Annotated in this window: 23 protein-coding genes; 11 read left to right on the top strand and 12 right to left on the bottom strand. The window is 63.7% G+C overall.

The annotated features are described in order from the left end of the window. The first annotated feature begins 125 nt into the window (after positions 1-125). The 3 genes from ACIGKL_RS20585 to ACIGKL_RS20575 all read left to right on the top strand — a co-directional run bounded on the left by ACIGKL_RS20585 (position 126) and on the right by ACIGKL_RS20575 (position 1,742). Complete coding sequence (locus ACIGKL_RS20585; RefSeq protein ID WP_397488304.1) at positions 126-434, top strand: chorismate mutase; 309 nt, start codon at positions 126-128, stop codon at positions 432-434. A gap of 98 nt (positions 435-532) precedes the next feature. Then, positions 533-1,027 carry a hypothetical protein gene (locus tag ACIGKL_RS20580; RefSeq protein ID WP_397488303.1) on the top strand — a complete coding sequence of 165 codons (495 nt, stop codon included), beginning with the start codon at positions 533-535 and terminating at the stop codon, positions 1,025-1,027. A gap of 94 nt (positions 1,028-1,121) precedes the next feature. Continuing rightward, positions 1,122-1,742, top strand: coding sequence for an HNH endonuclease (locus ACIGKL_RS20575; RefSeq protein ID WP_397488302.1), 621 nt, complete (start codon positions 1,122-1,124; stop codon positions 1,740-1,742). A gap of 272 nt (positions 1,743-2,014) precedes the next feature. Here the strand turns inward: ACIGKL_RS20575 and ACIGKL_RS20570 are convergent, their stop codons facing one another. Beyond that, positions 2,015-3,058, bottom strand: a complete 1,044-nt coding sequence (locus tag ACIGKL_RS20570; protein ID WP_397488301.1) for an IS110 family transposase — start codon at positions 3,056-3,058, stop codon at positions 2,015-2,017. A 149-nt stretch (positions 3,059-3,207) separates the two neighbouring features. Between ACIGKL_RS20570 and ACIGKL_RS20565 the strand changes: the two genes are divergently transcribed. From ACIGKL_RS20565 to plsB, 5 genes are all read left to right on the top strand, one after another. Continuing rightward, entirely contained in the window at positions 3,208-3,624 is a 417-nt protein-coding gene (locus ACIGKL_RS20565; RefSeq protein WP_397488300.1) for a hypothetical protein, read from the top strand. Between the two features lie 91 nt (positions 3,625-3,715). Next, complete coding sequence (locus ACIGKL_RS20560) at positions 3,716-4,276, top strand: hypothetical protein (protein ID WP_397488299.1); 561 nt, start codon at positions 3,716-3,718, stop codon at positions 4,274-4,276. Between the two features lie 448 nt (positions 4,277-4,724). Further along, entirely contained in the window at positions 4,725-5,252 is a 528-nt protein-coding gene (locus ACIGKL_RS20555; RefSeq protein ID WP_397488298.1) for a DUF3592 domain-containing protein, read from the top strand. Then, positions 5,249-5,620 carry a hypothetical protein gene (locus ACIGKL_RS20550; RefSeq protein ID WP_397488297.1) on the top strand — a complete coding sequence of 124 codons (372 nt, stop codon included), beginning with the start codon at positions 5,249-5,251 and terminating at the stop codon, positions 5,618-5,620. Before ACIGKL_RS20555 ends, ACIGKL_RS20550 begins: the two co-directional genes overlap by 4 nt. 146 nt (positions 5,621-5,766) lie before the next feature. Continuing rightward, positions 5,767-8,250, top strand: coding sequence for a glycerol-3-phosphate 1-O-acyltransferase PlsB (gene plsB, locus ACIGKL_RS20545; protein WP_397488296.1), 2,484 nt, complete (start codon positions 5,767-5,769; stop codon positions 8,248-8,250). A gap of 248 nt (positions 8,251-8,498) precedes the next feature. On the opposite strand, the gene ACIGKL_RS20540 is transcribed toward plsB, so the two are convergent. The 5 genes from ACIGKL_RS20540 to ACIGKL_RS20520 form a co-directional block, all read right to left on the bottom strand. After that, entirely contained in the window at positions 8,499-10,106 is a 1,608-nt protein-coding gene (locus tag ACIGKL_RS20540) for a malate:quinone oxidoreductase (RefSeq protein ID WP_397488295.1), read from the bottom strand. Between the two features lie 420 nt (positions 10,107-10,526). Beyond that, positions 10,527-11,213, bottom strand: a complete 687-nt coding sequence (locus tag ACIGKL_RS20535) for an LrgB family protein (RefSeq protein WP_397488294.1) — start codon at positions 11,211-11,213, stop codon at positions 10,527-10,529. Further along, positions 11,210-11,563, bottom strand: coding sequence for a CidA/LrgA family protein (locus ACIGKL_RS20530; protein ID WP_017674822.1), 354 nt, complete (start codon positions 11,561-11,563; stop codon positions 11,210-11,212). The genes ACIGKL_RS20535 and ACIGKL_RS20530 overlap by 4 nt, the downstream gene beginning before the upstream one ends. Further along, positions 11,560-12,078, bottom strand: a complete 519-nt coding sequence (locus tag ACIGKL_RS20525) for a DUF934 domain-containing protein (RefSeq protein WP_397488293.1) — start codon at positions 12,076-12,078, stop codon at positions 11,560-11,562. The genes ACIGKL_RS20530 and ACIGKL_RS20525 overlap by 4 nt, the downstream gene beginning before the upstream one ends. After that, on the bottom strand, positions 12,075-13,742 hold the full coding sequence (locus ACIGKL_RS20520) for a nitrite/sulfite reductase (protein ID WP_397488292.1): 1,668 nt from the start codon (positions 13,740-13,742) through the stop codon (positions 12,075-12,077). The genes ACIGKL_RS20525 and ACIGKL_RS20520 overlap by 4 nt, the downstream gene beginning before the upstream one ends. 342 nt (positions 13,743-14,084) lie before the next feature. Here ACIGKL_RS20520 and ccoG point away from each other — a divergent pair, with 342 nt between their 5' ends. Together ccoG and mapR are read left to right on the top strand one after the other, a co-directional pair. Further along, entirely contained in the window at positions 14,085-15,497 is a 1,413-nt protein-coding gene (gene ccoG, locus ACIGKL_RS20515; protein WP_397488291.1) for a cytochrome c oxidase accessory protein CcoG, read from the top strand. A 334-nt stretch (positions 15,498-15,831) separates the two neighbouring features. Then, positions 15,832-17,244 carry a GntR family transcriptional regulator MpaR gene (mapR, locus tag ACIGKL_RS20510; protein WP_397488290.1) on the top strand — a complete coding sequence of 471 codons (1,413 nt, stop codon included), beginning with the start codon at positions 15,832-15,834 and terminating at the stop codon, positions 17,242-17,244. 87 nt (positions 17,245-17,331) lie between these two features. Here the strand turns inward: mapR and ACIGKL_RS20505 are convergent, their stop codons facing one another. Beyond that, positions 17,332-17,988 carry a TIGR04211 family SH3 domain-containing protein gene (locus tag ACIGKL_RS20505; RefSeq protein WP_397488289.1) on the bottom strand — a complete coding sequence of 219 codons (657 nt, stop codon included), beginning with the start codon at positions 17,986-17,988 and terminating at the stop codon, positions 17,332-17,334. A 225-nt stretch (positions 17,989-18,213) separates the two neighbouring features. Continuing rightward, entirely contained in the window at positions 18,214-18,615 is a 402-nt protein-coding gene (locus tag ACIGKL_RS20500; RefSeq protein ID WP_397488288.1) for a hypothetical protein, read from the bottom strand. 165 nt (positions 18,616-18,780) lie between these two features. Between ACIGKL_RS20500 and ACIGKL_RS20495 the strand changes: the two genes are divergently transcribed. Further along, the gene (locus tag ACIGKL_RS20495; RefSeq protein WP_397488287.1) at positions 18,781-19,458 is read left to right on the top strand and encodes a DUF4197 domain-containing protein; all 678 of its coding nucleotides are present in this window, start codon (positions 18,781-18,783) and stop codon (positions 19,456-19,458) included. Positions 19,459-19,971: 513 nt separating this feature from the next. Here ACIGKL_RS20495 and acs read toward each other — a convergent pair. The 4 genes from acs to ACIGKL_RS20475 form a co-directional block, all read right to left on the bottom strand. Continuing rightward, the gene (gene acs, locus ACIGKL_RS20490) at positions 19,972-21,933 is read right to left on the bottom strand and encodes an acetate--CoA ligase (RefSeq protein WP_397488286.1); all 1,962 of its coding nucleotides are present in this window, start codon (positions 21,931-21,933) and stop codon (positions 19,972-19,974) included. A gap of 122 nt (positions 21,934-22,055) precedes the next feature. After that, positions 22,056-23,051 carry a TRAP transporter substrate-binding protein gene (locus tag ACIGKL_RS20485; protein ID WP_397488285.1) on the bottom strand — a complete coding sequence of 332 codons (996 nt, stop codon included), beginning with the start codon at positions 23,049-23,051 and terminating at the stop codon, positions 22,056-22,058. Positions 23,052-23,125: 74 nt separating this feature from the next. Beyond that, positions 23,126-23,953 (bottom strand): HpcH/HpaI aldolase/citrate lyase family protein, encoded by an 828-nt coding sequence (locus tag ACIGKL_RS20480; protein ID WP_397488284.1) that lies wholly within the window; start codon positions 23,951-23,953, stop codon positions 23,126-23,128. Beyond that, entirely contained in the window at positions 23,950-25,152 is a 1,203-nt protein-coding gene (locus ACIGKL_RS20475; RefSeq protein WP_397488283.1) for a CaiB/BaiF CoA transferase family protein, read from the bottom strand. Before ACIGKL_RS20475 ends, ACIGKL_RS20480 begins: the two co-directional genes overlap by 4 nt. Position 25,153 lies beyond the last annotated feature (1 nt).

The raw sequence follows: 25,153 nt of genomic DNA, 5'->3' as shown, positions 1-25,153 counted from the left end.
CCACCCCATCTCGATAGCTACCCGACTTCTTCAAAAAAGTGCGACGAGGGCTGAGGGACGAGATGTTTTTGGGGTTTTTCTACAGCTTCGTTAGGGTTGAAACATAAATCGGAGTACAACCACACATGGAAGCCAAATGCAGATCAATCAGTGAAGTTCGCGAAAATATCGACCAGATAGATCGTAAAATCGTGGCTTTACTCGCAGAGCGTGGGACGTTTGTAACTCAAGCTGCTGCGTTTAAGAAAACAACAGACGAAGTAAAAGCACCAGCCCGGGTTGAGCAAGTAATTTCAAAGGTTAAATCGCTTGCTCAAGAACATGGCGCAGATCCGGTCGTAGTAGAAAAAGTCTATCGCGCCATGATCTCGGCGTTTATTGGAGCTGAGTTAAAAGAACATTCTCTGCTTAACGAAAATGGCGCAAAGCCCTAACATGCGGTTCAAGGCCGCTCGCTTCGCTCACTGGGACGGGCTGAAGCCCGCCCCTTAACCAAACGTTATGTACCTCAAGTAGTACAGCGGAGTCATCAATGAGAGAAGATAAACCATTCCCAGCTTTATCGATCACCAATCCAAATAAAGCTTGGGTATCCGAGCAAATTGATGCGCTAACCAAAGAGTGGATCGAGTGGAATGCTTTTTGCCAAAACATTGAAGATAGCCCTGACTTCAATCCAGAAACATGCTCTGAAGCAATCAAAGACGGCTACGAAAATATTAGGAAGCATGAGATTCTTAGAGAGAAAACGCTGGTGCTATTACGCAATCATTTTTCCGGTGCAGAGTTTGTATTAAATAACTGGAAACCACACCCGCACGAAGACAACTGCTCTCGCCTAAAAGACAAAGTACCGTACTGGATTCACCGTTTAGAAATTATAAAAGCATCCATGAATTATGTCTTGGTTCCAGAAAGCTACTGGAAAGAACAAGGTAAAGAGTTCTTAAAGGCTCTTTCAAAAAGCACAGCCGAAGGGGCAGTCGATGTTGCTGCGTCGTTTTTAAAAAACCCATTAGGCAAGTAATCAGTGTAGGCACATAACTAGTGGTTCAAGCCGCTCGCTTCGCTCACTCGGGACCGGCTAAAGCCGGCCCCTTAACCAAACGTTAGAGGCCTATATGAATAACCTCGTATCCCTCAAACGCTGCTTTAGAGAGCCAATACCGGAAATATTCGATGCAGCTCGTTATCTTGACGCAGCAGTATCAGCTCACTTAAATGGCCACAGCACTGTGGCCGCTGAGCTATTTTCACTAGCTAACGATCCAAAAGTATGGGCTTGGACAGATTCGATTTGGGGTAAAAACAGCCCCTACGTCGTAGTAAAAAAACAGCCAAATAAAGAAGCAATCGAAAAAACCGTATCCCGCATGCCAACCACGGCACAAAAAGCCGAATTACACAAAAGAGATGGATTCCACTGTAGGTTCTGCGGAATACCTGTAATTCGTGCAGAGATAAGAAAGATAATTCATAAAATATATCCAACCGCTGTTCAGTGGGGCAGTACAAATGCATCTCAGCATGCAGCATTCCAGTGCATGTGGGCTCAGTACGATCATGTCACTCCTCACTCCCACGGCGGAACAAACGACCTTGATAACCTTGTTATCACATGCGCGGCATGTAATTTCGGGAAAATGGAATACACACTTGAAGAGCTAAATTTAATAGACCCTAGAACCATCCCACCAAAAGAATCTTTATGGGATGGTCTAGAACGGGTAAACGGCCTCTAACAACTGGTATATGGACTCTCCCCACAAGTAGTGAGCAAAGCTTTGCTTTTGCACCTGTCGTCAGCGCGGTTGCATTCGTATATCCGGCCTGTTTTGGGCTTTTCCGCCCTGGCCATTCTGTAGTTCGCACAGCGGGGGCCAAGCGTTCAATCGATCCCTGGGATCATCATTGTTATCGGCCTTGCTCCGCTGCAGGACTCGCCTGTTCCGACAGTGTTGCTGCTCACCACAACCACAAGAAAACCATCACACCTTTCTGATTACCCCCGCCGTCAGGCGGGCTTTACGCTCTGCCAATTGCCATTGAAACGCCGCTCGTGGCACCACACCGCCCAGCAGATCCGCACCAGTTTGTTGGCTAGCGCCACAGCAGCCTTGTTGTGACCGATCCGCTCTGCCGTCTCCACGGCCCAGCGCTGCAGTTGGGTCAGTTTTTCCGGTGTGCGGGTTTGGCAGCGTTGCGCGGCGAGCAATGCCGCTCGTGAACCATGGATTAACAGAGTGCGCACATAGACATTGCCCTGTCGGCTGATATGGCTGAGCTTGCGGCGATTACCGCTACTGAACTCGCGTGGCGTCATGCCCAGCCAGGCGCTGAGATGGCGACCACTGGCAAAGCGTTCGGGCTTACCAACAGCGGCGGTCAGGGCACTGGCGGTCAGCAGCCCGATGCCACTGACCTCATCCAGCTTGCGCACGATGTCGTCATCGGCATGCCATCGCTTGAGCTGCTGCTCGCATTCGATCATGCACTGTTCGTACAGGTTGATCTCAGCCAGGACGATATGCAGCAGACGGCTCAGGGGCGCGAGTTCAGGCTGGTCAACCAGCTCACTGGCAGCCCGGATGAAGTCAGCGGTCGAGGCTGGCGCTTCGATACCCGCTTCACGCAGCATGCCGCGCAGCAGGTTGATACGCTGAGTTCGGCTCTTCTTCCAGGTTTCCCGCAGCCCGTGCAATTGCTGGAGCTGTTGCTGATCGTGGCTCTTCACTGGTACAGGATGAATGTCGGTGCAGCGCGACGCTTCCAGCATGGCGTCGCAGTCATTGCGGTCGGTCTTGTTGCGACGGCGGTATGGCCGCACGTAACGCGGATGCAGCAGCTTCACCTGATGACCGAGCGATTGCGCCAACCGCCCCCAATAGTGCGCTGTGCCACAGGCCTCCATCACCCACTCGACCGGCTCGGCCTGCTCCTGTATATATCGCCGGAACGCCTCTCGGTTCAGCCGCTTGCGCTGCACCACCTGGCCGAAACGGACACTCTCGGCAACTTGGTAAACGGACTTGGCCAGATCAACTGCGATTCGTTTCATTACGGCTCTCCCAATCTCAGTCACCACCGTTCTCGGTATAGAACGGTGGCGCGGGGAGAGTCCATTACAGCATTCAAACCATTCGCTTCGCTCATTGGGACGGGCTAAAGCCCGCCCCTTAACCAAACGTTATGCATTAAGGGCTACCAATGCGTGCACCTGTAGTACAAGAAGAAACCAGCGGTTGCGGAATTGCATCGGTTGCGAACATCCTCGGCAAAACTTATTCAGAAATGAAGGCCATCGCCAACGGCATGGATATTTATGCGTCGGATGAAGCCTTGTGGTCCGATACACAGTATGTTCGTCGCATGTTGGCGAACGCAGACCTTCAAACATCAAAGAGCGAAATTCCTTTTGTATCCTGGGAGGCATTGCCTGATCTGGCACTGCTGTCCATCAAGCACCATCAAGAAAATGGTGTTAATTTCTGGCACTGGGTCGTGTTCAAGCGCGTGGATGGCCAGCCTTTCGTGCTGGACTCAGCTAGCTACCTGCCCTCCAATATTCGTCAGGACTTCGAAGCCATGCAGCCCAAATGGTGTATCGAGGTGCTTAATGCATAACAACAGGTTCAAATCGCTCGCTCCGCTCGCTGGGACGGGCTAAAGCCCGCCCCTTAACCAAACGTTATACACACCAGCAAATGAGCGCCGAATGGAAACTCAGCAACTACTAGAAGCAGCGCAGACAATTCAAGTAATCCAATCGTTGCTTAATGACGAGCAAAATGAATGGCTGCCTGTAATAGCTGCCATTGGCGGTGCTTTTATCGGCGGCATATCTACCTTTTTTCCGTCTTATATTCTTGAGACGAGGAAACATCGACTAGAGCGGCAGGCAATAACTACTGCGCTCATATCTGAAATATCCGCTCTTTTAAAAATAATGGATCACCGCGATTATCTTGGCGGCCTCATAGAAGCAGTAAATTACTTAAAAGAAAATCCAGAACACAAATACACTCTGACGATCAAAGTTCCCGATCACTACTCTAGAGTTTATCAATCGCATATCGACCGCATTGGGCTTGTAAAGCCAGAGTTAGCATCAGAGATAATTGAGTTTCACCAACTAATCGACGCAGTCGTTCAAGACGTGATGCCGGGTAGCCCAGTCCAAGAAGAAGGCGGAGACATAGAAACATTTGAGGAGCTGGTAAAAATTCTTGAGTCCGCCATACGCATCGGCCACAAGATATCGAGTGGGCGCGTATAACAATGCATATATGGACTCTCCCCACAAGTAGTGAGCAAAGCTTTGCTTTTGCACCTGTCGGCAGCGCGGTTGCATTCGTATATCCGGCCTGTAGTGGGCGCGAGCGCCCTGGCCATTCTGTAGTTCGCGCAGCGGGGGCCAAGCGTTCAATCGATCCCTGGGATCATCATTGTTATCGGCCTCGTTCCGCGGCTGGTCTCGCCTGCTCACTGGACGGGCTTAAGCTCGCACTTTAGAAATAGCCGCCATGCCCGCGCAGGCGGGACTGCAGTTTTACCGCCGAACCGCGCTTGCGCTGGCCCGAAGGGGAATAATCCAGCACCTCCGTAGCACCTGGGCTCCCGCCTTCGCGGGAGTGACGGGAAAAGGCCTTTGCAGAACCTCCTTAGCTCAATCGCCGAGTTGGCCAGCCCCGGCTCGCTCGACCACCAACAACGAGGCCCAGTCGATGCCAGACAACACCGCCAAGCAGCCGCGCCGCGTCAATTGGGGCATGTTGCTCTTCGGCCTGCCGTTCAGCGCTTTCGCGCTGTATATCGGCTACGCCATCCTGTGGAGCGAGCAGAAGCAGAGCGATGCCGCCGCGCGCTTCGAGCCGGTGCTGGCGACCATCCTCGAGGCCAAGGTGGCGCAGACCAGTCAGCGCGCCAGCAATAGCGGCAGCCCCTCCCACAGCTACCAACCGCATATCCGCTATGAGTACCAGATCGACGGCCAGACCTACCGCTCGACCACTTTCAGCTACCTGGGGCCCGCCTCCGCCGATCGGGACGATATCCGGCGCATCGTCGAGCGCTATACGCCCGGCTCGCGCCAGACGGTCTACGTCAACCCGGACAATCCCGCCGAAGCGGTGCTGCAGCGGGGGCTGGAGTCCTCGCCCGGGCCGCTGTGGCTGCCGGCGCTGTTCCTGCTGGTGGGGCTGCTGTGCGTGATCGGCGGTTGGCGTGGCTGGCTGCAGGACCAGCGCGCATGAGGTATCTGCTGTGGCTCGACGGCGCTGCCGCCGCACTGGCCGGCGCCCTGCTGCTGACCTGCCGCCACTGGCTGAGCGAGCTGCAGGCGCTGCCCCTGGCGCTGCTGACCCTGATCGGCCTGGTCAATCTGCTCTACGCGGCCTATTCCCTGAGCCTGGCGCGCCGCCGGTGGCGGCCGAGAACGCTGATCGTGTTGCTGGTGCTGGGCAATCTGGCCTGGGCGGCGGCGTGCCTGGGGCTGGCAGCAAGCTTTGTCGGCTCGGCGAGCCCCTGGGGCCTGGCTTATCTGGTTGGCGAAGCGCTGTTCGTCGCACTGCTGGCCGGCCTCGAATGGCGCTGGCGCGAACGCCTGTCAGGAGCCGCTTGAGTGCTCGCCTGGCCCGCCGCGGATGACCCGGCCCAGGCGCCGCGCATGGCCTGCAGCGCGAGAGTTTTTTGCCCGCTAAGCGCCCTTGCGGCACACTAGCGCCCTTCCCGAGCAATCGCTCGTTTTGTCACGCAAGCAGAGTCCGTATGACCCGTTCCCCCTTCCGCCGCCTCGCCTTCGGGGCGCTGCGCCGCCTGCTGTACCTCTGGGTACGCTCGGAAACCATCAACCAGTCCGCCTTCACCCTCAAGCTCGACCGCAGCAAGCCGGTGTTCTACGTGCTGCAGCAGCCCTCGGTAAGCGACCTGGCGGTGGTCGACCGCGAGTGCAGCAAGGCCGGCCTGCCGCGCCCGGTGTTGCCGGTGGCGGTCGGGGAACACATCGAGCCGGCGGCCTTCTTCTACCTGACGCCGGAACCGGACTGGTTCGGCCGCCAGGACAAGCGCGGCATCTCGCCGACCCTGGATCGGGTGGTCGCCGCCCTCTCCCGCCAGGCGGTGGACGATGCGCAGATCGTGCCGGTCAGCGTGTTCTGGGGGCAGTCGCCGGACCGCGAGACCAGCGCCTGGAAGCTGCTGTTCGCCGACAGCTGGGCGGTGACCGGGCGCCTGCGCCGGCTGGTCAGCATCCTGATCCTGGGGCGCAAGACCCGCGTGCAGTTCTCCACGCCGATCCACCTGCGCGAACTGGTCGAGCAGGACAAGGGCCAGGAACGCACCCTGCGCATGGTGCATCGCATCCTGCGCGTGCATTTTCGCAACCAGAAGGCGGCGGTGATCGGCCCGGATGTCTCGCACCGGCGCAACCTGGTCAAGGGCCTGGTGCACGACCCGCTGGTGCGCCAGGCGATTGCCGAGGAAGCCGAACGCGAGAACATCAGCCTGGAACGCGCCGAGGCGCAGGCGCTGCGCTACGGCAACGAGATCGCCTCGGACTACACCTACACGGTGATCCGCTTCCTCGAGCTGGTGCTGTCCTGGTTCTGGAACAAGATCTACGACGGCATCAAGGTGCACAACGTCGAAGGCGTGCGCGACATCGCCCAGGGCCACGAAGTGATCTACGTACCCTGCCACCGCAGCCACATCGACTACCTGCTGCTGTCCTACCTGCTGTTCCGCAACGGCCTGACGCCACCGCACATCGCCGCCGGCATCAACCTCAATATGCCGGTGATCGGCGGCTTGTTGAGACGAGGGGGGGCCTTCTTTATGCGCCGCACCTTCAAGGGCAACCCGCTGTACACCGCGGTGTTCAACGAATACCTGCACACCCTGTTCAGCAAGGGCTTCCCGGTCGAGTACTTCGTCGAGGGCGGGCGCTCGCGTACCGGGCGCATGCTGCGGCCGAAGACCGGCATGCTGGCCATCACCCTGCGCAGCTTTTTGCGCAGCCACCGCCTGCCCATCGTCTTCGTACCGGTATACATCGGCTACGAGCGCGTGCTGGAGGGGCGCACCTACCTGGGCGAACTGCGCGGCGCGAGCAAGAAGAAGGAGTCGATCTTCGACCTGTTCAAGGTGCTCGGCGCGCTCAAGCAGCGCTTTGGCCAGGTGTCGGTGAACTTCGGCGAGCCGATCAAGCTGGCCGAGTTCCTCGACCAGCAGCAGCCCGGCTGGCGCAGCCAGGAGCTGGCGCCGCAGTTCCGCCCGAGCTGGCTGAACGAGGCGACCAATCGCCTCGGCGAGCGGGTGGCGCGCCATCTCAATGAGGCGGCCTCGATCAACCCGGTCAACCTGGTGGCGTTGGCGCTGCTGTCCACCAGCAAGCTGGCGCTGGACGACCGCGCCCTGGCGCGGGTGCTCGACCTCTACCTGGCGCTGCTGCGCGCGGTGCCCTACTCGCCGCACACCACCCTGCCGGAAGGCGACGGCGCGGCGCTGATCGAGCACGTCAAGGGCATGGACCTGCTGGCCGAGCAGAAGGACGCGCTGGGCAAGATTCTGTATCTGGACGAGCAGAACGCCGTCCTGATGACCTACTACCGCAACAACGTGCTGCACATCTTCGCCCTGCCGGCGCTGCTGGCGAGCTTCTTCCAGAGCAGCGCGCGGATCAGCCGCGAGCAGATCCTGCGCTTCACCGGCGCGCTCTATCCCTACCTGCAGGCCGAGCTGTTTATCCGCTGGGAACAGGACGAGCTGGAAGGCGTGGTGGATCAGTGGCTGGCGGCCTTCGTCGAGCAGGGCCTGCTGAAAGTCGAGGGCGACGTGTACCTGCGCCCGGCGCCCAGTTCGCGCCAGTTCGTGCTGCTGACCCTGCTGTCGCGCTCGGTGGCGCAGACCCTGCAGCGCTTCTACATGGCCATCGCCCTGCTGCTCAATGCCGGGCAGAACGCGATCAGCGCCGAGGAGCTGGAGGACCTGTGCACGGTCATGGCCCAGCGCCTGTCGATCCTGCATGGCCTCAACGCGCCGGAGTTCTTCGACAAGAGCCTGTTCCGCCACTTCATCCAGAGCCTGCTGGACCAGGGCGTGCTGCGCCAGGACGAGGCCGGCAAGCTCAGCCATCACCCGCTGCTCAGCGAGCTGGCCGAAGGCGCCGCCAAGCGCGTACTGCCGGCGGAGATTCGCCTGTCGATCCGCCAGGTGGCGCTGGATCGCAACGAGGATGAGCCGGCAGCGCCCTAGGACGCGCCGTCCAGATGATCGCGGCTAAAGCCCCTCCCACAGGAGGATTTCGCGTTTTACCTCCACCAGGGTGGTGGATCGGTGAAGCGTAATCCACCCTACGCGCCGACCGGCAATCGCGGCTAAAGCCCCTCCCACGGCGTCCACCCCACCTGTGCGAGGGGCTTTAGCCACGACAGGTTCGCAGGCCAAACAAAACCCGCCGTGCGCGAGACGCAGGGCGGGTTCTCTTTACCGCGTGAAAGGCCTTACAGGGTCACCGCCGCCGGCTTCGGCTCGGCGGCCACTTGCACGTCCGGCGCCACTTCGATGTGCTGCAGCTCGAGACGCTCGCTGCTCCACTGGCGAATGCGGTTGGTCAGTGCCAGGTCGTCGTTCAGCTTCTGACCGTAAGACGGGATGATCTCCTTCAGGCGCGCCTGCCACTCAGGGGTGGCGACCTGGTCGGCGAAGGCCTTCTCGATCAGGTGCAGCATGATCGGTGCAGCGGTGGAAGCACCCGGCGAGGCGCCCAGCAGTGCGCTGATGCTGCCGTCGGCCGAGGTCACCACTTCGGTGCCGAACTGCAGCACGCCGCCCTTCTCGGCATCCTTCTTGATGATCTGCACGCGCTGGCCGGCATTGATCAGCTCCCAATCGGCGTCCTGCGCCTCGGGGAAGTACTCGCGCAGCGAGGCCATGCGGTCTTCCTGGCTGAGCATCAGCTGGCCCATCAGGTAGGTGCTCAACGACCAGTTGTCCATGCCGGCGTTGATCATCGGCATGAAGTTGTCAGTGGTCATGCTGCCGAACATGTCGAGCAGCGAGCCGTTCTTCAGGTACTTGGTGGAGAAGGTGGCGAACGGGCCGAACAGCAGCACGTTCTCGCCGTCGATCACGCGAGTGTCCAGGTGCGGCACGGACATGGGCGGCGAGCCGACCGAAGCCTTGCCATAGACCTTGGCTAGGTGCTGGGCAACCACGTCCTGGTTACGCGTCATCAGGAACTGGCCACCGACCGGGAAGCCGGCGTAGCCCTTGGCTTCTTCGATGCCGGATTTCTGCAGCAGCTTGAGCGCGCCACCACCGGCGCCGATGAACACGAAGCGGGCATTGACGGTTTGCTCGGCGCCGTCCTTGGCCAGGTCGGCTACAGTCACGCGCCAGGTGCCGTCATCGTTGCGCTTGAGGTCACGAACTTCATGCTCCAGGTGCAAGCTGGCCTGGTCCTTGCCGATCAGCGAGTCGATCAGCTGACGGGTGATCTCGCCGAAATTGACGTCGGTGCCGATGGCCATGCGGGTGGCGGCGACCTTCTGCTGCGGGTCACGACCTTGCATGACCAGCGGTACCCACTGGGCGATCTGTGCATGGTCTTCGGTGAACTCCATGCCACGGAACAGATTGCTGTGCTGCAGGGCGGCGTGGCGCTTGCGCAGGTATTCGACGTTATCGTCACCCCAGACGAAGCTCATGTGCGGGGTGATGTTGATGAAGCTCTTGGGCTTGCTCAGCACCTCGCGCTCGACCTGGGTGGCCCAGAACTGCTTGGAGATCTCGAACGACTCGTTGATCGCGATCGCCTTGCTGATGTCGATGCCACCGTCGGCGGTTTCCGGGGTGTAGTTCAGCTCGCAGAAGGCCGAGTGGCCGGTGCCGGCATTGTTCCAGCCATTGGAGCTTTCGGCGGCCACCTGGTCGAGGCGCTCGTAGATTTCGATGCTCCAGTCCGGCTGCAGCTCGTGGAGGTAGGTGCCGAGGGTGGCGCTCATCACGCCAGCGCCGATCAGCAGCACGTCGACGGTTTTCTCGGGCTCGCGGGGCTTGGAGCAACCGATCACGCTGAGACAAAGCAGCGTCAGCAGGATTTTCTTCATGGGGCAGTCCAGTTCATCGCACGACGACAACAGCCGTGCAGGCAAGGTTTCGGGCAGCGGCCGTTTGGGCCGCACATGGGCGATAGCCGCAGATCGGCGGCGCGGCGGGAGGAAGGGTGTTTCCAGGCCTCTTGGCGGGCGTATTCCGCTCGCGCCGCGTGCAGGAGCAATATGCGTGCCGCTGAAAGGATTCAGCGCTAGGGAAGTTCTGAAAAAGCCATTTACCGTCACTCCCGCGAAGGCGGGAGCCCAGGTGCTATGGCGGTTCTGGATTCCCGCCCGCGCGGGAATGACGATTATTTCGGCGTTTCCTTAGGTCGGGCCTCGCCGCGCGCCGGGGGCACGACGCGGTGGCGAGTTCTCGCCAAAGGCAGCGGATCGGCGCGGGGCGGATGGCGGGATTCCGCCCCGGGCCACGCCTCAGCTGGACAGCAGCAGGGGCAGCAACAGCGCCGTGGCGATGCCCAGCAGGCTCATCGCCAGGGCGGCGAAGGCGCCGCACTCCTCGCCTTCCTGCAAGGCGTGCGCGGTGCCGATGGCATGGGCGTTGATGCCGTAGCTCAGGCCACGGGCCGCGGGATGATCGACACCCGCCCAGCGCAGCAGCAGCGGCCCCATGGCCGTACCGATCACGCCGGTGAGCATCACCATCACCGCCGCCAGCGAGGCCACGCCGCCGATCTGCTCGGCCACCGGCATGGCAATCGGCATGGTCACGAATTTCGGTGCCAGGCTCATCACCACGCTCCAGTCGGCGCCCAGCGCCCAGCCGATGGCCAGGGTCAGCGCTACCGACAGGACGCCGCCGGCCGTCAGGGTGATCAGCACCGGCCAGAACAACTGGCGGATGCGCTTGATGTTGTGCTGCAGCGGCACCGCCAGGGCTACGGTGGCCGGCCCCAGCAGCCAGGCAACGGGCTCGGCGCCAGCGCGGTAGGTGGCGTAATCCACGCCGCACAGCAGCAAGGTGGCGACGATCAGCGCCACCGATACCAGCACCGGCTGTAGCAACAGCCAGCCGCTGCGGCGATAGAGCCAGGCGGCGATCAGAAAAGCGGCCAGGGTCAGGGCGATGGCGAATAGCGGGTGATGAGTCAACAGGGTCATCCCTTGCGCTCCTGACGGCGGATCAGCGTCTGCAACAGCCAGCCGCAGAACGGCACGGTGACCAGCAGCGACAGCACCAGCGCCGTGGCGATCACCGGCAGTTCACCGAGCAGCAGGTCACTGCTGGTCATGATCCCCGAGGCCGGCACGGCCAGCAGCAGCGGCAGATACGGCAGCAAACCACCGGCGGCCTGCTGCAGCGGCTCGGGCACGGCGCCGCGCCACATCAGCCAGACCGAGAGCAGCAGCAGGCCAATGATCGAGGCCGGCAGCATCGGCAACAGCCAGTGATTGAGCGCCACGCCGAACAACTGCAGCAATACCAGCCAGAACAGGCCACGCACCATCATGATCTCGACTCCTCCTTATGGCGCCCCCGACGAAACAGCGGACGCGGCTCGATAACCGAGCGACCATACAACACACTGAGCCCTTGCAGGCCCTTGAGTGCATCTTCCAGCGATTTGTCGGCGCGCACGGCGAAGGCATCGAAGCCGCACTGGCGCATGTGCGCCAACTGGTCGCGCAGCACATCGCCCACCGCGCGCAACTCGCCGCGCCAGCCTAGTCGGGTACGTAGCAGGTAGGCCTGGCTGTAGCCACGGCCATCGCGAAAACTGGGGAAGTCGATGGCGATCAACGGCAGACTGGTGAGAAAAGGCTGCAGCGCCTCCGGCTCGTCATCCACCTGCAGCAGCAGGCCATCGGCGCTCATCGCCCTACCCTCCAGCACCTCCACAGACTGCCGCTCACGCCAGGCCGCCAGCGGCAGGATCAACGGCGCGTCAGCCTCCACATCGAGCTGCCAGGGATCGCCGTCGACGATGCAGGCCTGGCCCTCGACCAGGCGAATCAGGTTGTTCATGCCACCTCCTCGCGGCTGTAGACGTTCGCCTTGAATGGCTCCAGGCCGATGCGCTGGAAGGTGTCGAGAAAGCCTTCGTTCACCTGCCGCTGATCGACATAGGTGCGCACGATGCGCTCGATCACCTCGGGCACCTGCTCGGCGGCGAACGAGGGGCCGATCACCTTGCCCAGCGCCGCCTGCTGGCCCTGGCTACCACCGAGGGTGAGCTGGTACCACTCGCTACCGTTCTTGTCGACGCCGAGGATACCGATGTTGCCGATATGGTGATGGCCGCAGGCGTTCATGCAGCCGGAGATGTTCAGGCTCAGCTCGCCCAGATCATGCAGGTAGTCGAGATCGTCGAAACGCTGCTGGATGGCCTGGGCAATGGGGATCGACTTGGCGTTGGCCAGCGAGCAGAAATCACCACCGGGGCAGGCGATGATGTCGGTGAGCAACCCGGCGTTGGCCGTGCCCAGCCCGGCCGCCTGCGCCTCGCGCCAGAGCGCATGGAGATCGCTCTTGCGCACGTCGGGTAGCACCAGGTTCTGTTCGTGGGCGACGCGAATCTCGCCGAAGCCGTAGCGCTCGCTCCAGTCGGCCAGCGCCTCCATCTGCTCGGCGCTGACGTCGCCGGGCGGTGCACTGATGCCCGGCTTGGTCGACAGCACCACGCTCAGGTAGCCGGGCACCTGATGCGCCATGACGTTGCGCGAGACCCAGCGGGCGAAGGCCTCATCGCGCGCCAGGTGGGTGCCGAAGTCGAGGTCGAGGGCGTCCTGCGGCACGTAGGCCGGCTTGTGGAAGGAGGCGGCGACGCGCTGGTACTCGTCCTCGGTCAGTTGCGCCGGGCCGTCCTTGATCGGCTGCCACTCGCGCTCCACCTCAGCGGCGAAGGCCTCGATGCCGAGGGCCTTGACCAGGATCTTGATGCGCGCCTTGTACTTGTTGTCGCGCCGACCATGGCGGTTGTACACGCGCAGGATGGCCTCGACGTAGGACAGACAGTCCTGCCAATGCAGGCCCTCGCGCAGGGTCTGGGCGATGATCGGCGTGCGCCCCAGGCCGCCGCCGACCAGCACGCGCAGACGCAGTTCGTTGGCGGCGTCACGGTACAGCTGCAGGCCGATGTCATGCACCTGAATGGCTGCACGGTCCTGCTCGGCGGCGCACAGGGCGATCTTGAACTTGCGCGGCAGGAAGAGGAATTCCGGGTTGACCGTCGACCACTGACGCAGGATCTCGGCCAGCGGGCGTGGGTCGAGGTACTCGTCGGCGGCGACACCGGCGAAGGCCTCGGTGGTGATGTTGCGCACGCAGTTACCGGAGGTCTGGATGGCATGCATGTCATGCTCGGCCAGCCAGTCGAGAATGTCCGGCACGCGTTCGAGCTCGACCCAGTTGAACTGTATGTTCTGACGCGTGGTGAAGTGGCCGTAACCGCGGTCGTACGCGCGGGCGATATGCGCCAGGGCGCGCATCTGCTTGGCCGACAGGGTGCCGTAGGGGATCGCCACCCGCAGCATGTAGGCATGTTTCTGCAGGTACAGGCCGTTCTGCAGGCGCAGCGGCAGGAACTCCTCTTCGCTCAGTTCATCGGCCAGGCGCCGTTGTACCTGGTCGCGGAACTGGGCGACGCGCTCGCGCACCAGCGCGCGGTCATAATCGTCGTATTGGTACATGCCGGCAGGCCTCCTGATCACGGGGCGTCGACTATGCCTGCCGGGCGTGCACCGAAAACAGCGCCAGAAAAGCCTTAAAAAACCGGATCAGATGGATACGCCAGTGGCCGATGCAGGGCACTGATTGGCGTGGCGCGATGTCGCAGGGCATCCGTTACACAGCCAGACAGCAAAGCTCCAGACGCCAGAAATGGCAGGGCCTGGCGAGCTTTCTGGCATTTTTCCCTACGTCCAACGCGATCATCTGATCCGCTTTTTTATCGAAAACCTGAGTCTGTTTTGCAATCAGTTGCCCTCGGATCATGGCGCCAGCCTGAATAAACGCCTGATGAGGGCAACTAAATGACCGATCTGATCCCCGTGCGCAGCGTCGAGACCATCGACCCGAGCAAACCCATCCGCCTGACACCGGCCCAGGCCGGCGGCCCGATCCACACGCGCAGCTTCACCGGGCGTTTTCGCAACCTGCGCCTGCTCGGTGCCGGCCTGCTGTTCCTGCTGTTCTTCGGCACCGCCTGGATCGATTGGAACGGCCGCCAGGCCGTGCTCTGGGATCTGGATAACCGTCAGTTCCATATCTTCGGCGCGACCTTCTGGCCACAGGATTTCATCCTGCTCTCGGCGATCCTGATCATCGCCGCCTTCGGCCTGTTCTTCATCACCGTGCTGGCCGGCCGGGTGTGGTGCGGCTACGCCTGCCCACAGAGCGTGTGGACCTGGATCTTCATGCGTGTCGAGCAGATCACCGAGGGCGACCGTGGCCAGCGCATCAAGCTCGACGCCGCGCCCTGGTCGCTGCAGAAGCTGGCCCGCCGCAGCGCCAAGCACGGCCTGTGGCTGGTGGTGAGCCTGGTCACCGCACTGGCCTTCGTCGGCTACTTCACCCCGGTGCGTCAGTTGACGGTGGACCTGGCGACCTTCGAAGTCGGTGCCACCACGGCGTTCTGGGTGCTGTTCTTCACTGCCGCCACCTATATCAATGCCGGCTGGCTGCGCGAGAAGGTGTGCCGCGACATGTGCCCCTACTCGCGCTTCCAGAGCGTGATGTTCGACAGCGATACACTGGTCATCTCCTACGACGCCGCCCGTGGCGAAACCCGTGGCCCGCGCCGCAAGGACGCCGACTACAAGGCCGAAGGTCTGGGCGACTGCATCGACTGCACGATGTGCGTGCAGGTCTGCCCCACCGGCATCGACATTCGCGACGGTCTGCAACTGGAATGCATCGGCTGCGGCGCCTGCGTCGATGCCTGCGACAGCGTGATGGACAAGCTCGGCTATGCCCGCGGCCTGGTGCGCTACAGCTCCGAGAACGAGCTGGCTGGCGGCAAGACCCACTGGTTGCGCCCGCGCCTGATCGGCTACGCGGCGATGCTGGCGTTGATGATCGTCGCCTTCGCCTGGGCCCTGGCCGAACGCCCGCTGATCTCCCTGGACGTGACCCGTGACCGTGGCCTGTTCCGCGAGAACGCCCTGGGCCAGATCGAAAACATCTACAGCCTGAAGATCATCAACAAGACCCAGCAGCCGCGCAGCTATGCCATCAGTCTGGTCGAGCCCGGCGACTTCGAGCTGCATGGCCCAAGCACGCTGAACCTGGCGCCGGGGGAGATTCGCGACCTGCCGGTAAGCGTCGCGCTGACGGCGTCGCACAACGCTGCCGGGCCGCAGACCTTGCGTTTCGAAGTACGCGACAAGGCCGATTCGCAGAGCCATGTGAGCACCAAGAGCACCTTCCTCGCGCCGCTGCGCTAAAGCCTCGCCCCGAGGCGGGGCTCCTACAGGTGCTGTCACATCCCTGTAGGAGCCGCGCCCCGCGGCGAATGGGCCACCAGAGTCGTAGCCCGGATGCAATCCGGGGCGGTTCGAGGTCCTTCCCCGGATTGCGTCCGGGCTACGGGCTCCACGAGCCTTGTAGGAGCGGCTGGGCGGCATTCCGCTTTAGCCGCGATAAGCGCTGCGCCATATTGATCGCGGATAAATCCGCTCCTACGTCCGACGCAAGCACCACTCACGAGGCACTGCCATGTCTGCCGCTCACCCCGTAAAGTATTCGCCCGTACCCTTTGCGGCGGTGAACCAGGACAGGATGAAACGCTACGAAAAATTTGCCGACGAGATCGCCGAGCTGATCCGCACCGGCGTGCTCGGCCCCGGTGAGAAAGTGCCCTCGGTGCGCCATGCCAGCCGCACCTACGGCGTCAGCCCGTCCACCGTGTTCCAGGCCTACTACCTGCTGGAGGATCGCGGCCTGATCCAGGCCCGCGCCCGTTCCGGCTATTTCGTCCGCGAACACGCCAAACGCCCGCTGCACGAACCGGAACTGACCGCTCACGCGGCGCAAACCACCGACGTCGACGTCAGCGAACTGGTGTTCTCCGTGCTCGCCTCGCTGAAGGACCCGCACACCGTGCCCTTCGGCTCGGCGTTCCCCAGCCCCGACCTGTTCCCCCTGCCGCGTCTGGCCAAGAGCATGGCGCACGCGCTGCGCATGCTATCGCCGCACGAGATCATCGCCGACATGACCGCCGGCAACGCCGACCTGCGCCGGCAGATCGCCCTGCGCTACATGGTCAGCGGCGTGATGCTGCCGATGGAGGAACTGGTGATCAGCAACGGCGCCATGGAGGCGCTCAACCTCTGCCTGCAGTGCGTGACCCAGCCCGGCGACCTGGTGGCTATCGAATCCCCCACCTTCTACGCCTGCCTGCAGGTGCTGGAGCGGCTGCAGCTCAAGGCCGTGGAAATCCCCGTGCACCCACGCGAGGGCATCGACCTGGGCGCCCTGTCGGAGAGTCTGAAGCAACTGCCGATCAAGGCCTGCTGGTTCATGAGCAGCCTGCAGAACCCGCTCGGCGCGAGCATGAGCGAGGAGAAGAAGCAGGCGCTGTATGAGTTGCTGGTCGAACATCAGGTGCCGCTGATCGAGGACGACGTATACGCCGAGCTGTACTTCGGCAGCCACCCGCCCAAGCCGGTGAAGAGCTTCGACCGCGAGGGGCTGGTGATGCATTGCAGCTCCTTCTCCAAGAGCCTGGCGCCGGGTTATCGCATCGGCTGGGTGGCCGGCGGGCGCTATGCCGAGCAGATCGCCCGGCTCAAGCTGATGACCACCATCTCGCCGTCGGTGCCAGCCCAGGCAGCGCTGGCCGATTACCTGCAGCACGGCGGCTACGACCGCCACCTGCGCAAGCTGCGCCACGCCCTGGAAATGCAGCAAAGCGCGATGCTCGCCTCTGCCGCCCGGCACTTCCCTGCCAGCACGCGGGTCACGCGACCTTCGGGTGGCTACTTCCTCTGGTTCGAATTTCCCGAACGCCTGGATTCGCTGCAACTGCTGCGCCTGGCCTTGGCCCAGGGCATCAGCCTGGCGCCGGGGCCGATCTTCTCCGCCAGCCAGGGCTTTCGTCACTGCGCGCGGCTGAACTACGGCCACCCGTGGAACCCGCGCAGCGAGCAGGCCATGGAAGTGCTCGGGCGCTTGGTGGCGGGGTTGCTCTGACAAGCGACCATGTTCCGTAGCCCGGATGCAATCCGGAAGCACTCTGGGCAATCGCCCGGCACCTGACGGCGTGCACCTGAGCCGGGCTCAGAACCACTGATCGTTGCGCTTGCGCTTGACCCGCAGCATGGTCGGCAGGATCAGCCCGAGCAGCAGCCCGGCGCCGGCGATGCCGCCGCCGTAGACCATGTAGCGCATCAGCACCTGCTGCTGCTCCTCGCCCAGTTGCGCCTGGGCATCGCGCAACTCGGCGCGGGCCATGGTCAGCTCGCTGTCCAGGCCGCTGCGGGCCGCCTGCAGTTCGTCGATCAGCGTCTTGCGCGAGTCCAGGGTCTCCTGCATGCCCTGCACGCGGGCCTTCCAGGCGTCGTCGATGCCTTTCAGCTCGGCGGACAACTCGGCCACCTGCTGCTCCAGCTGTGGCAGGCGCTCGGCCTGGCCGGGCACGGCCTGCAGGTCGCGGCTGGGAATCCACACGGCATTGCCGTTGTCCGCGCGCACCTGGCTGTAATCGCCCTGGCTGCGCAGCAGCTCGACCTTCTGCCCGGAGCTCAGCGTGCCGACGATGCGGTAGCCATCGGTCGGCCCGCTGCGCACATAGGTGTTCAGGCTGTCGCTGACCCAGCGGGCATTGCTGCCGGCCTCCTCGGCCTGCGCCGCAGGGGCCAGCGCCAGCAGGCCGCCGAACAGGCAGGCGGCGAAGGGGCGAGTCGGAATAACGGGGAAATGACGGGATAAGGGCATGGGCGATCTTCACGTGGCGACGAAAACGAAGCCCGCCGAGCGGGCGCGGTGCGAGGTCGGCCACAGGCAGCGCCATGGGCTGCAACGGAGGTCCCGGGAACGCGCTGACGATGCCTTCAGCCAGCCGGCCGATGGCCACCCGCGCCGCCCCGGCGGGCCGACAGGAGAAAGACCGGGACAGGCGCCCTGAGTTCACTCGCACGCCGGAATGCGAGACGGGCGGCCTCAGTCGTCGCGAAACAGATCGTGCGCATCGAGCAGGCGCCAGGCGATCTCCGGGCGCTTCTCCAGGGCGCGGCGGATCGCCGCCGGGATCGCCTGACGGGTCTTGCGGCACAGGCCCGGCTGCTCGTCGAAGCGAAAGCCGATGCCGCGCATGCTGCGCACCTCGCCATGGCCGGGGGCGATATGCAGGCCAATGCCGAGCTGCTCGAACATGCGTTGCTGCATGCGCTGAAGATCCTCCAGGCTCTGCAGGTTCTCCAGGCGCTCGAGCAGGCGCTGCTCCTCCTGACGGGTGAGCAGCAGGATGCGCGTGTCGGCGCCCGGCGCCTCCAGCAGTTGTTCGCGCCGACAGTCGCAGGCGCCCGCCGGGCAGGGATGACGAAGCGGTGGCAGGGAAGTCATGGCTGGGATCATAGCCAGCCGCGAGTGGCGTTGCCCACTGCCGCGTCGTGCCGGGCGATGGCCGGGCCAGGCAAACGCTTGCCGCCGCCAGGACGCCGCACGACGCTTGTCTGCGCGGCGCACTCGGTTAAGCTGGCGGCATTTCCCCCGCACAAGGACGCCACCATGCTTCGCCTCGCCTCAATCGCCGCCGGCCTGCTGCTCTCGGCCAGCGCCTTCGCCCTGTCCCTCTCCGACCTGAGCCAGCAGGACGCCAGCGGCGGCCTCAAGGACGCGCTGATCCAGGGCGCCCAGGTGGCGGTCAAGCAGCTCGGCACGCCCGGCGGCTTCAGCGACAACCCGGACGTGCGCATCGAGCTGCCGGGCCACCTCGGCAAGGCCGCCAAGACCATGAAGATGATGGGCATGGGCGCCCAGGTCGAGCAGTTGGAGGCGAGCATGAACCAGGCCGCCGAAGCCGCCGTGCCGCAGGCCCAGGCGCTGCTGGTGGACGCCGTGAAGAAGATGACCCCGGCCGATGCCAAGGCGATTCTCGCCGGCCCCGAGGACTCCGCCACCCAGTACCTGAACCAGAGCAGCCGCGAGCAGATCCGCGCCAAGTTCCTGCCCATCGTCAAGCAGGCCACCGACCGGGTCGGCCTGGCCCAGCAGTACAACGCCTTCGCCGGCCAGGCCGCGGCCTTCGGCGTGGTCGACGCCAAGAGCAGCACGGTGGAAGGTTACGTCACCGAGCAGGCGCTCAACGGCCTGTTCGAGATGATCGCCGCGCAGGAAGCCAGCATTCGCCAGAACCCGGCCGGCGCCGCCACTAGCCTGGCGAAGAAGGTATTCGGCGCGCTCTGAATGCCCGCCAACCGCTAAGGAAACGCTGAAATAGCCGGGCGCAAGCGGGACAGCAGTTTCATCGCTGAACAGCGCTTGCGCTGGCCCGCAGGGGAATAATCCAGAACCTGCGCAGTACCTGGGCTCCCGCCTTCGCGGGAGTGACGATAAATGGCTTTTTCAGAACTTCCCTAAACGAAAGACTATGTACCCGTTAGGTGTTGCATGAATGGGTAGGTTGGTGCTGAGCGCAGCGAAGCCCAACAGGCATCGGCATGTCTGGTTGGGCTTCGTCGCTGCGCTCCTCAACCCAACCTACGGTTTATCGCCGTGCAACACGCAATTGGGACATAGCCAAACGAAACGCCCCGCAGCAATGGGGCGTTTTGCATTGCACCGACCAGCGCCGCGGCTTGCATCCGGGCTACGGGGTACCCAGCCCGGGTGCGCCAGGCGCTCGCCCCCCATCGACCGCACAAACGAAAGCCCCGCCGGGCTTGTGGCCGGGCGGGGCTTTCCGGTTGCCGTTGCCGATCAGGCGCAGGCGGCTTGCATCTGCCGATGCGTGTCGATGAGGTGCTGCACCACGCCGGGATCGGCCAGCGTGGAGATGTCGCCGAGGGAGTCGTATTCGGCGGTGGCGATCTTGCGCAGGATACGGCGCATGATCTTGCCCGAGCGGGTCTTGGGCAGGCCCGGCGCCCACTGGATCACGTCCGGGGTGGCGATCGGGCCGATTTCCTTGCGCACCCAGTTGCGCAGCTCCTGACGCAGCTGCTCGCTGGCCTCCTCGCCGGCGTTGAGGGTGACGTAGACGTAGATGCCCTGGCCCTTGATGTCGTGCGGTACGCCGACCACCGCGGCCTCGGCGACCTTCGGGTGGGCAACCATGGCGCTTTCCACCTCGGCGGTGCCCATGCGGTGCCCCGAGACGTTGAGCACGTCGTCGACGCGGCCGGTGATCCACCAGTAGCCGTCCTCGTCGCGGCGCGCGCCGTCGCCGGTGAAGTACATGCCCTTGAAGGTCTTGAAGTAGGTGTCGACGAAGCGATCATGGTCGCCGAACAGGGTGCGCGCCTGGCCCGGCCAGGAGTCGATGATCACCAGGTTGCCCTCGGTGGCGCCTTCCAGGATGTTGCCCAGATTGTCCACCAGCGCCGGCTGCACGCCGAAGAACGGCCGCGCGGCGGAGCCCGGCTTCATCGCGTGGGCGCCCGGCAGCGGGGTCATCAGGCAGGCACCGGTTTCGGTCTGCCACCAGGTATCGACGATCGGGCAGCGGCTCTGGCCGACGTTCTCGTAGTACCAGTGCCAGGCCTCGGGGTTGATCGGCTCGCCGACCGAACCGAGCAGGCGCAGGCTGGAGCCGTCGGCGCCGGCCACGGCGGCCTTGCCCTCGGCCATCATGGCGCGGATCGCGGTCGGCGCGGTGTAGAGGATATTGACCTTGTGCTTGTCGACGATCTTGGCCACGCGGGTGACGTCCGGGTAGTTCGGCACGCCTTCGAACATGACGGTGGTGGCGCCGTTGGCCAGCGGCCCGTAGACCAGATAGCTGTGGCCGGTGACCCAGCCGATGTCGGCGGTGCACCAGAACACCTCGCCGGGGCGGTAGTCGAATACCCGCTCGTGGGTCAGCGAGGCGTACACCAGGTAGCCGCCGGTGGTGTGCATCACGCCCTTGGGCTTGCCGGTGCTCCCCGAGGTATAGAGGATGAACAGCGGCTCCTCGGCGCCCATTTCCTTCGGCGCGCAGACGCTGCCGGCGACCTTCATCAGGTCCTCGTACCAGATGTCGCGGTGCTGGTTCCACTTGATCGCCGAGCCGGTGCGCTTGGCCACGATGACCTTCTGCACGCTGTGGGTTTCCGGGTTGGTCAGCGCGTCGTCGACGTTGGCTTTCAGCGGCACCTTCTTGCCGCCGCGCACGCCCTCGTCGGCGGTGATCACCACCTTCGACTGGCAGTCGATGATGCGCCCTGCCAGCGCCTCCGGCGAGAAGCCGCCGAACACCACCGAGTGGATCGCGCCGATGCGGGTGCAGGCGAGCATGGCCACCACGGCTTCGGGGATCATCGGCATGTAGATGGTCACCACGTCGCCGCGGTGCACGTCCTGGCCGCGCAGGGCGTTGGCGAACTTGCACACCTGCTCGTGCAGCTGGCGGTAGGTGATTTCCTGGTGCTCGGCCGGGTCGTCGCCTTCCCAGATGATCGCCACCTGATCGCCCCGCTCTGCCAGATGACGGTCCAGGCAGTTGTAGGAGACGTTGAGGGTGCCGTCGGCGAACCACTTGATGTCGACGTGGTGATCGTCGAAGGAGGTCTGCTTGACCTTGGTGTAGGGCTTGATCCAGTCGAGGCGTTTGCCCTGCTCGCGCCAGAAGCCGTCGGGGTTGACCACCGACTGCTGGTACATGGCCTTGTAGGTGGCCTCGTCGGTCAGGGTCCGGGCGGCCGCTTCCGGGCTCACGGGATAAAGAGACGCAGCACTCATGGATATACCTCGATGGCGAGTTGTTTTTTTATGCTGCCTTTTGTATCCCCCGACCCTTCGTGTGGCCATTCGACCATGGTCTTACCGCTCTAAGACCATGGTCTTGCGGCAGTTTTCAGGTGTCAGGGGCGGTTCGACGCCTCGGCAGCCTGGATCAGCTCGGCGCCGATCTCGCCCTCGAACTTCTTCCACACCGGGCGCATGGCCTCGCGCCACTGCGCGCGCTGCGCCGGGGTCAGCTCGATGATCTCGGTGGTGCCGGCCTTGGCGATATCCTCTTTGGCCGTGCGGTTGAGCTCGTCAGCCTGCTTGTTCACCTCGACGGAAACCTCGGCCATGATGGTTTCCAGCTCACTGCGCACGTCATCCGGCAGACCCTTCCAGAACTTGGTGTTGGTGATCACCATGTAGTCGATCAGGCCATGATCGGACTCGGTCATGTACTTCTGCACCTCGTGCACCTTCTGGCTCTGGTAGTTCGACCAGGTGTTCTCGGTGCCGTTGACCACGCCGGTCTGCAGGCCCTGGTAGACCTCGGCGAAGCTCATCTTGCGCGGGTTTGCACGGACTGCCTTGAACTGCTCCTCGAGCACTGCCGAGGCCTGCACGCGGAACTTCAGACCGCGGGCATCCTTCGGCTCATGCAGCGGCTTGTTGGCGGACATGATCTTCAGACCGTTATGCCAATAGGCCAGGCCGGTGATGTTCTTGTCCTCCATGGAGGTCAGCAGCGCACGGCCGGCCGGGCCGCCCTGGAAGCGATCAACCGCCTCCATGTCGTCGAACAGAAACGGCAGGTCGAAGATCTGCACCGGCTTGGCGTACTGCTCGAACTTGGCCAGCGACGGCGCCAGCATCTGCACGTCGCCGAGCAGCAGCGCCTCCATTTCCTTGCCGTCGCCGAACAGCGAGGAATTGGGGTAGACCTCCACCTTGACCCGGCCCGGCAGGCGCTCTTCGGCCAGCTGTTTGAACAGCAGCGCGCCCTGGCCCTTGGGCGTGTTGTCCGCCACCACATGGGCGAACTTGATGAGGATGGGTTCCTCGGCAGCCTGAACCAGCCCGGCACAGGAGAGGATGGCGGCGCAGGCGAGCGCCTTGGCGGTGAGTTTGAACATGACGTTACCTCGTTGTTGTTGTAGGTCGGTACGTGGGACGAAGGGGCCGGCGACGCGGTGCCGCCGGCCGGTGTTCAGGCCGGGCTCTCGCCGGCGCGTTGCAGCAGTCGTTGGGCGCGGCCCAGCACCGGGGCGTCGACCATCTGGCCGTCGACCACGAACACGCCTTCGCCGCTGCTGGCCGCCGTCATCACGCGGCGGGCCCAGGCCAACTCCTGATCCGTCGGGCGCAAGGCGTGGTGGACGATCTCGACCTGGGTCGGGTGGATGCACAGCAAGCCGTCGAAGCCCATGTCGCGCGCGTCACGCGCGGTACGGGCCAGACCGTCGCGGTCCTCGATGGCGGGGAACACGCTGTCCAGCGGCGCGGCCAGGCCTGCCGTGCGCGAATGCAGCAGCAAGGCATAACGGGCCTGGTCGAGGATGCGTTCGGCGCCAGCGCTGCCGCTGGCGAGCCCGAGATCCAAGCCCAGGTCGAGGGCGCCGAAGGACAGTCGCTCGACGCCCTCGCCGCGGGCGATTTCCGCCAGCGCCAGCAGCCCCGCCGCACTCTCGATGATCGGCCACACCGGCTTGCCGCAGGCCGCCACACGCGCCACCTGGGCGGCACTTTCCACCTTGGGCAGCAGCACGCCGACGACACCGGCATGACGGCCGCAGAGTTCGATATCGGCGCCGTGCCCGGCATGCTCGGGGGCGTTGATCCGCACCAGCAGCCGGGCGTCCCGATTGGCCGTGAGAAAGGCATCGAGATTCGCCCGTGCCTCGACCTTCAGGCTCTCCTGAACGGCGTCTTCCAGGTCGACGATGACCGCGTCGGCACCCACGGCCAGCGCCTTAGGGATGCGCTCCGGGCGGCTCGCCGGCACGAACAGGGCGCTGCGGATAACGGAATGGCTCATACGGCCCCCCGCTGATGCAGGCGCTGGATATCACCGGCGCCGTAGCCCAGCTCGGCGAGCAGCGCATCGGTGTGCTGGCCCAGCGCCGGGACGGCATCCATGCGCGGTTCGAAGGCGCTGTTGCGCCCCGGCGGCAGCAAGGCAGGCAGGCTGCCGCTGGGGCTGTCGACCTGGCGCCAGCGCTGGCGCGCCTTAAGCTGCGGATGGGCCCAGACGCCAGCCATGTCGTTGACCTGGGCATTGGCAATCTGCGCCTGCTCCAGGCGCTCGATCACCTGCGCCGCGCTCAGGCGGGAGAAGGCCTCGACGATGATGGCGCGCAGCTCGGCGCGGTTAGCCGAACGCTTGAAGTTGGCGGAAAAGCGCTCGTCACTGGCCAGTTCCGGCTGCTCCAGCACCTTGGCGCAGAACGCCTGCCACTCGCGCTCGTTCTGCAGGCCGAGCATCACCGTGCCGCCGTCGCCGGCCGGGAACGGGCCGTAGGGGTAGATGGTCGAGTGCGCGGCGCCGGCGCGCGGCGGCGGCGTGGCGCCGTCGTAGGCGTAGTACAGCGGGTAGCCCATCCACTCCACCAGGCTTTCCAGCATCGACACATCGACGCGGCTGCCGACGCCGGTCTTGCCGCGCAGCATCAATGCCGAGAGCACACCGGTATAGGCGTACATGCCGGCGGCGATATCGGCGATGGAGCAGCCGGCCTTGGCCATCTCCTCCTCGCCCGGCCCGCCGGTGACGGAGAGAAAGCCGCCCTCGCTCTGGATCAGCAGGTCGTAGGCCTTCTTCTGCTCGTACGGGCCGCCCTCGCCGTAGCCGGAGATGTCGCAGACGATCAGCTGGGGAAAGCGCTCGTGCAGCGCCTCGAACGCCAGGCCCATGCGCGCCGCGGCGCCGGGGGCGAGGTTCTGCACCAGCACGTCGGCGCCGGCCAGCAGGCTGTCCAGCACCTGCATGGCGTCGGCCTGCTTGAGGTCGAGGGTCAGGCTCTCCTTGGAGCGGTTGGTCCAGACGAAATGCGAGGCCAGGCCGCTGACCCGCTCGTCGTAGCCGCGGGCGAAGTCGCCGCTGCCGGGGCGCTCGACCTTGATCACCCGCGCGCCGAGGTCGGCAAGCTGACGGGTGCAGAACGGCGCAGCGATGGCATGTTCCAGGCTGACCACGGTGATGCCATCCAGTGGCCGAATTTGTTGTGCATTGTTCATG

The organism is Pseudomonas sp. NPDC077186, from assembly GCF_044543505.1.
Lineage (GTDB): Bacteria > Pseudomonadota > Gammaproteobacteria > Pseudomonadales > Pseudomonadaceae > Aquipseudomonas.
The sequence above is the reverse complement of the archived record's forward strand: the minus strand, read 5'-3'. Positions and strand labels throughout refer to the sequence as shown.

Coding starts and splice junctions, on each gene's coding strand:
- ACIGKL_RS20585 (WP_397488304.1), top strand. CDS start 126: ATGGAAGCCAAATGCAGATCAATCAGTGAAGTTCGCGAAAATATCGAC.
- ACIGKL_RS20580 (WP_397488303.1), top strand. CDS start 533: ATGAGAGAAGATAAACCATTCCCAGCTTTATCGATCACCAATCCAAAT.
- ACIGKL_RS20575 (WP_397488302.1), top strand. CDS start 1,122: ATGAATAACCTCGTATCCCTCAAACGCTGCTTTAGAGAGCCAATACCG.
- ACIGKL_RS20570 (WP_397488301.1), bottom strand. CDS start 3,058: ATGAAACGAATCGCAGTTGATCTGGCCAAGTCCGTTTACCAAGTTGCC.
- ACIGKL_RS20565 (WP_397488300.1), top strand. CDS start 3,208: ATGCGTGCACCTGTAGTACAAGAAGAAACCAGCGGTTGCGGAATTGCA.
- ACIGKL_RS20560 (WP_397488299.1), top strand. CDS start 3,716: ATGGAAACTCAGCAACTACTAGAAGCAGCGCAGACAATTCAAGTAATC.
- ACIGKL_RS20555 (WP_397488298.1), top strand. CDS start 4,725: ATGCCAGACAACACCGCCAAGCAGCCGCGCCGCGTCAATTGGGGCATG.
- ACIGKL_RS20550 (WP_397488297.1), top strand. CDS start 5,249: ATGAGGTATCTGCTGTGGCTCGACGGCGCTGCCGCCGCACTGGCCGGC.
- plsB (WP_397488296.1), top strand. CDS start 5,767: ATGACCCGTTCCCCCTTCCGCCGCCTCGCCTTCGGGGCGCTGCGCCGC.
- ACIGKL_RS20540 (WP_397488295.1), bottom strand. CDS start 10,106: ATGAAGAAAATCCTGCTGACGCTGCTTTGTCTCAGCGTGATCGGTTGC.
- ACIGKL_RS20535 (WP_397488294.1), bottom strand. CDS start 11,213: ATGACCCTGTTGACTCATCACCCGCTATTCGCCATCGCCCTGACCCTG.
- ACIGKL_RS20530 (WP_017674822.1), bottom strand. CDS start 11,563: ATGATGGTGCGTGGCCTGTTCTGGCTGGTATTGCTGCAGTTGTTCGGC.
- ACIGKL_RS20525 (WP_397488293.1), bottom strand. CDS start 12,078: ATGAACAACCTGATTCGCCTGGTCGAGGGCCAGGCCTGCATCGTCGAC.
- ACIGKL_RS20520 (WP_397488292.1), bottom strand. CDS start 13,742: ATGTACCAATACGACGATTATGACCGCGCGCTGGTGCGCGAGCGCGTC.
- ccoG (WP_397488291.1), top strand. CDS start 14,085: ATGACCGATCTGATCCCCGTGCGCAGCGTCGAGACCATCGACCCGAGC.
- mapR (WP_397488290.1), top strand. CDS start 15,832: ATGAAACGCTACGAAAAATTTGCCGACGAGATCGCCGAGCTGATCCGC.
- ACIGKL_RS20505 (WP_397488289.1), bottom strand. CDS start 17,988: ATGCCCTTATCCCGTCATTTCCCCGTTATTCCGACTCGCCCCTTCGCC.
- ACIGKL_RS20500 (WP_397488288.1), bottom strand. CDS start 18,615: ATGACTTCCCTGCCACCGCTTCGTCATCCCTGCCCGGCGGGCGCCTGC.
- ACIGKL_RS20495 (WP_397488287.1), top strand. CDS start 18,781: ATGCTTCGCCTCGCCTCAATCGCCGCCGGCCTGCTGCTCTCGGCCAGC.
- acs (WP_397488286.1), bottom strand. CDS start 21,933: ATGAGTGCTGCGTCTCTTTATCCCGTGAGCCCGGAAGCGGCCGCCCGG.
- ACIGKL_RS20485 (WP_397488285.1), bottom strand. CDS start 23,051: ATGTTCAAACTCACCGCCAAGGCGCTCGCCTGCGCCGCCATCCTCTCC.
- ACIGKL_RS20480 (WP_397488284.1), bottom strand. CDS start 23,953: ATGAGCCATTCCGTTATCCGCAGCGCCCTGTTCGTGCCGGCGAGCCGC.
- ACIGKL_RS20475 (WP_397488283.1), bottom strand. CDS start 25,152: ATGAACAATGCACAACAAATTCGGCCACTGGATGGCATCACCGTGGTC.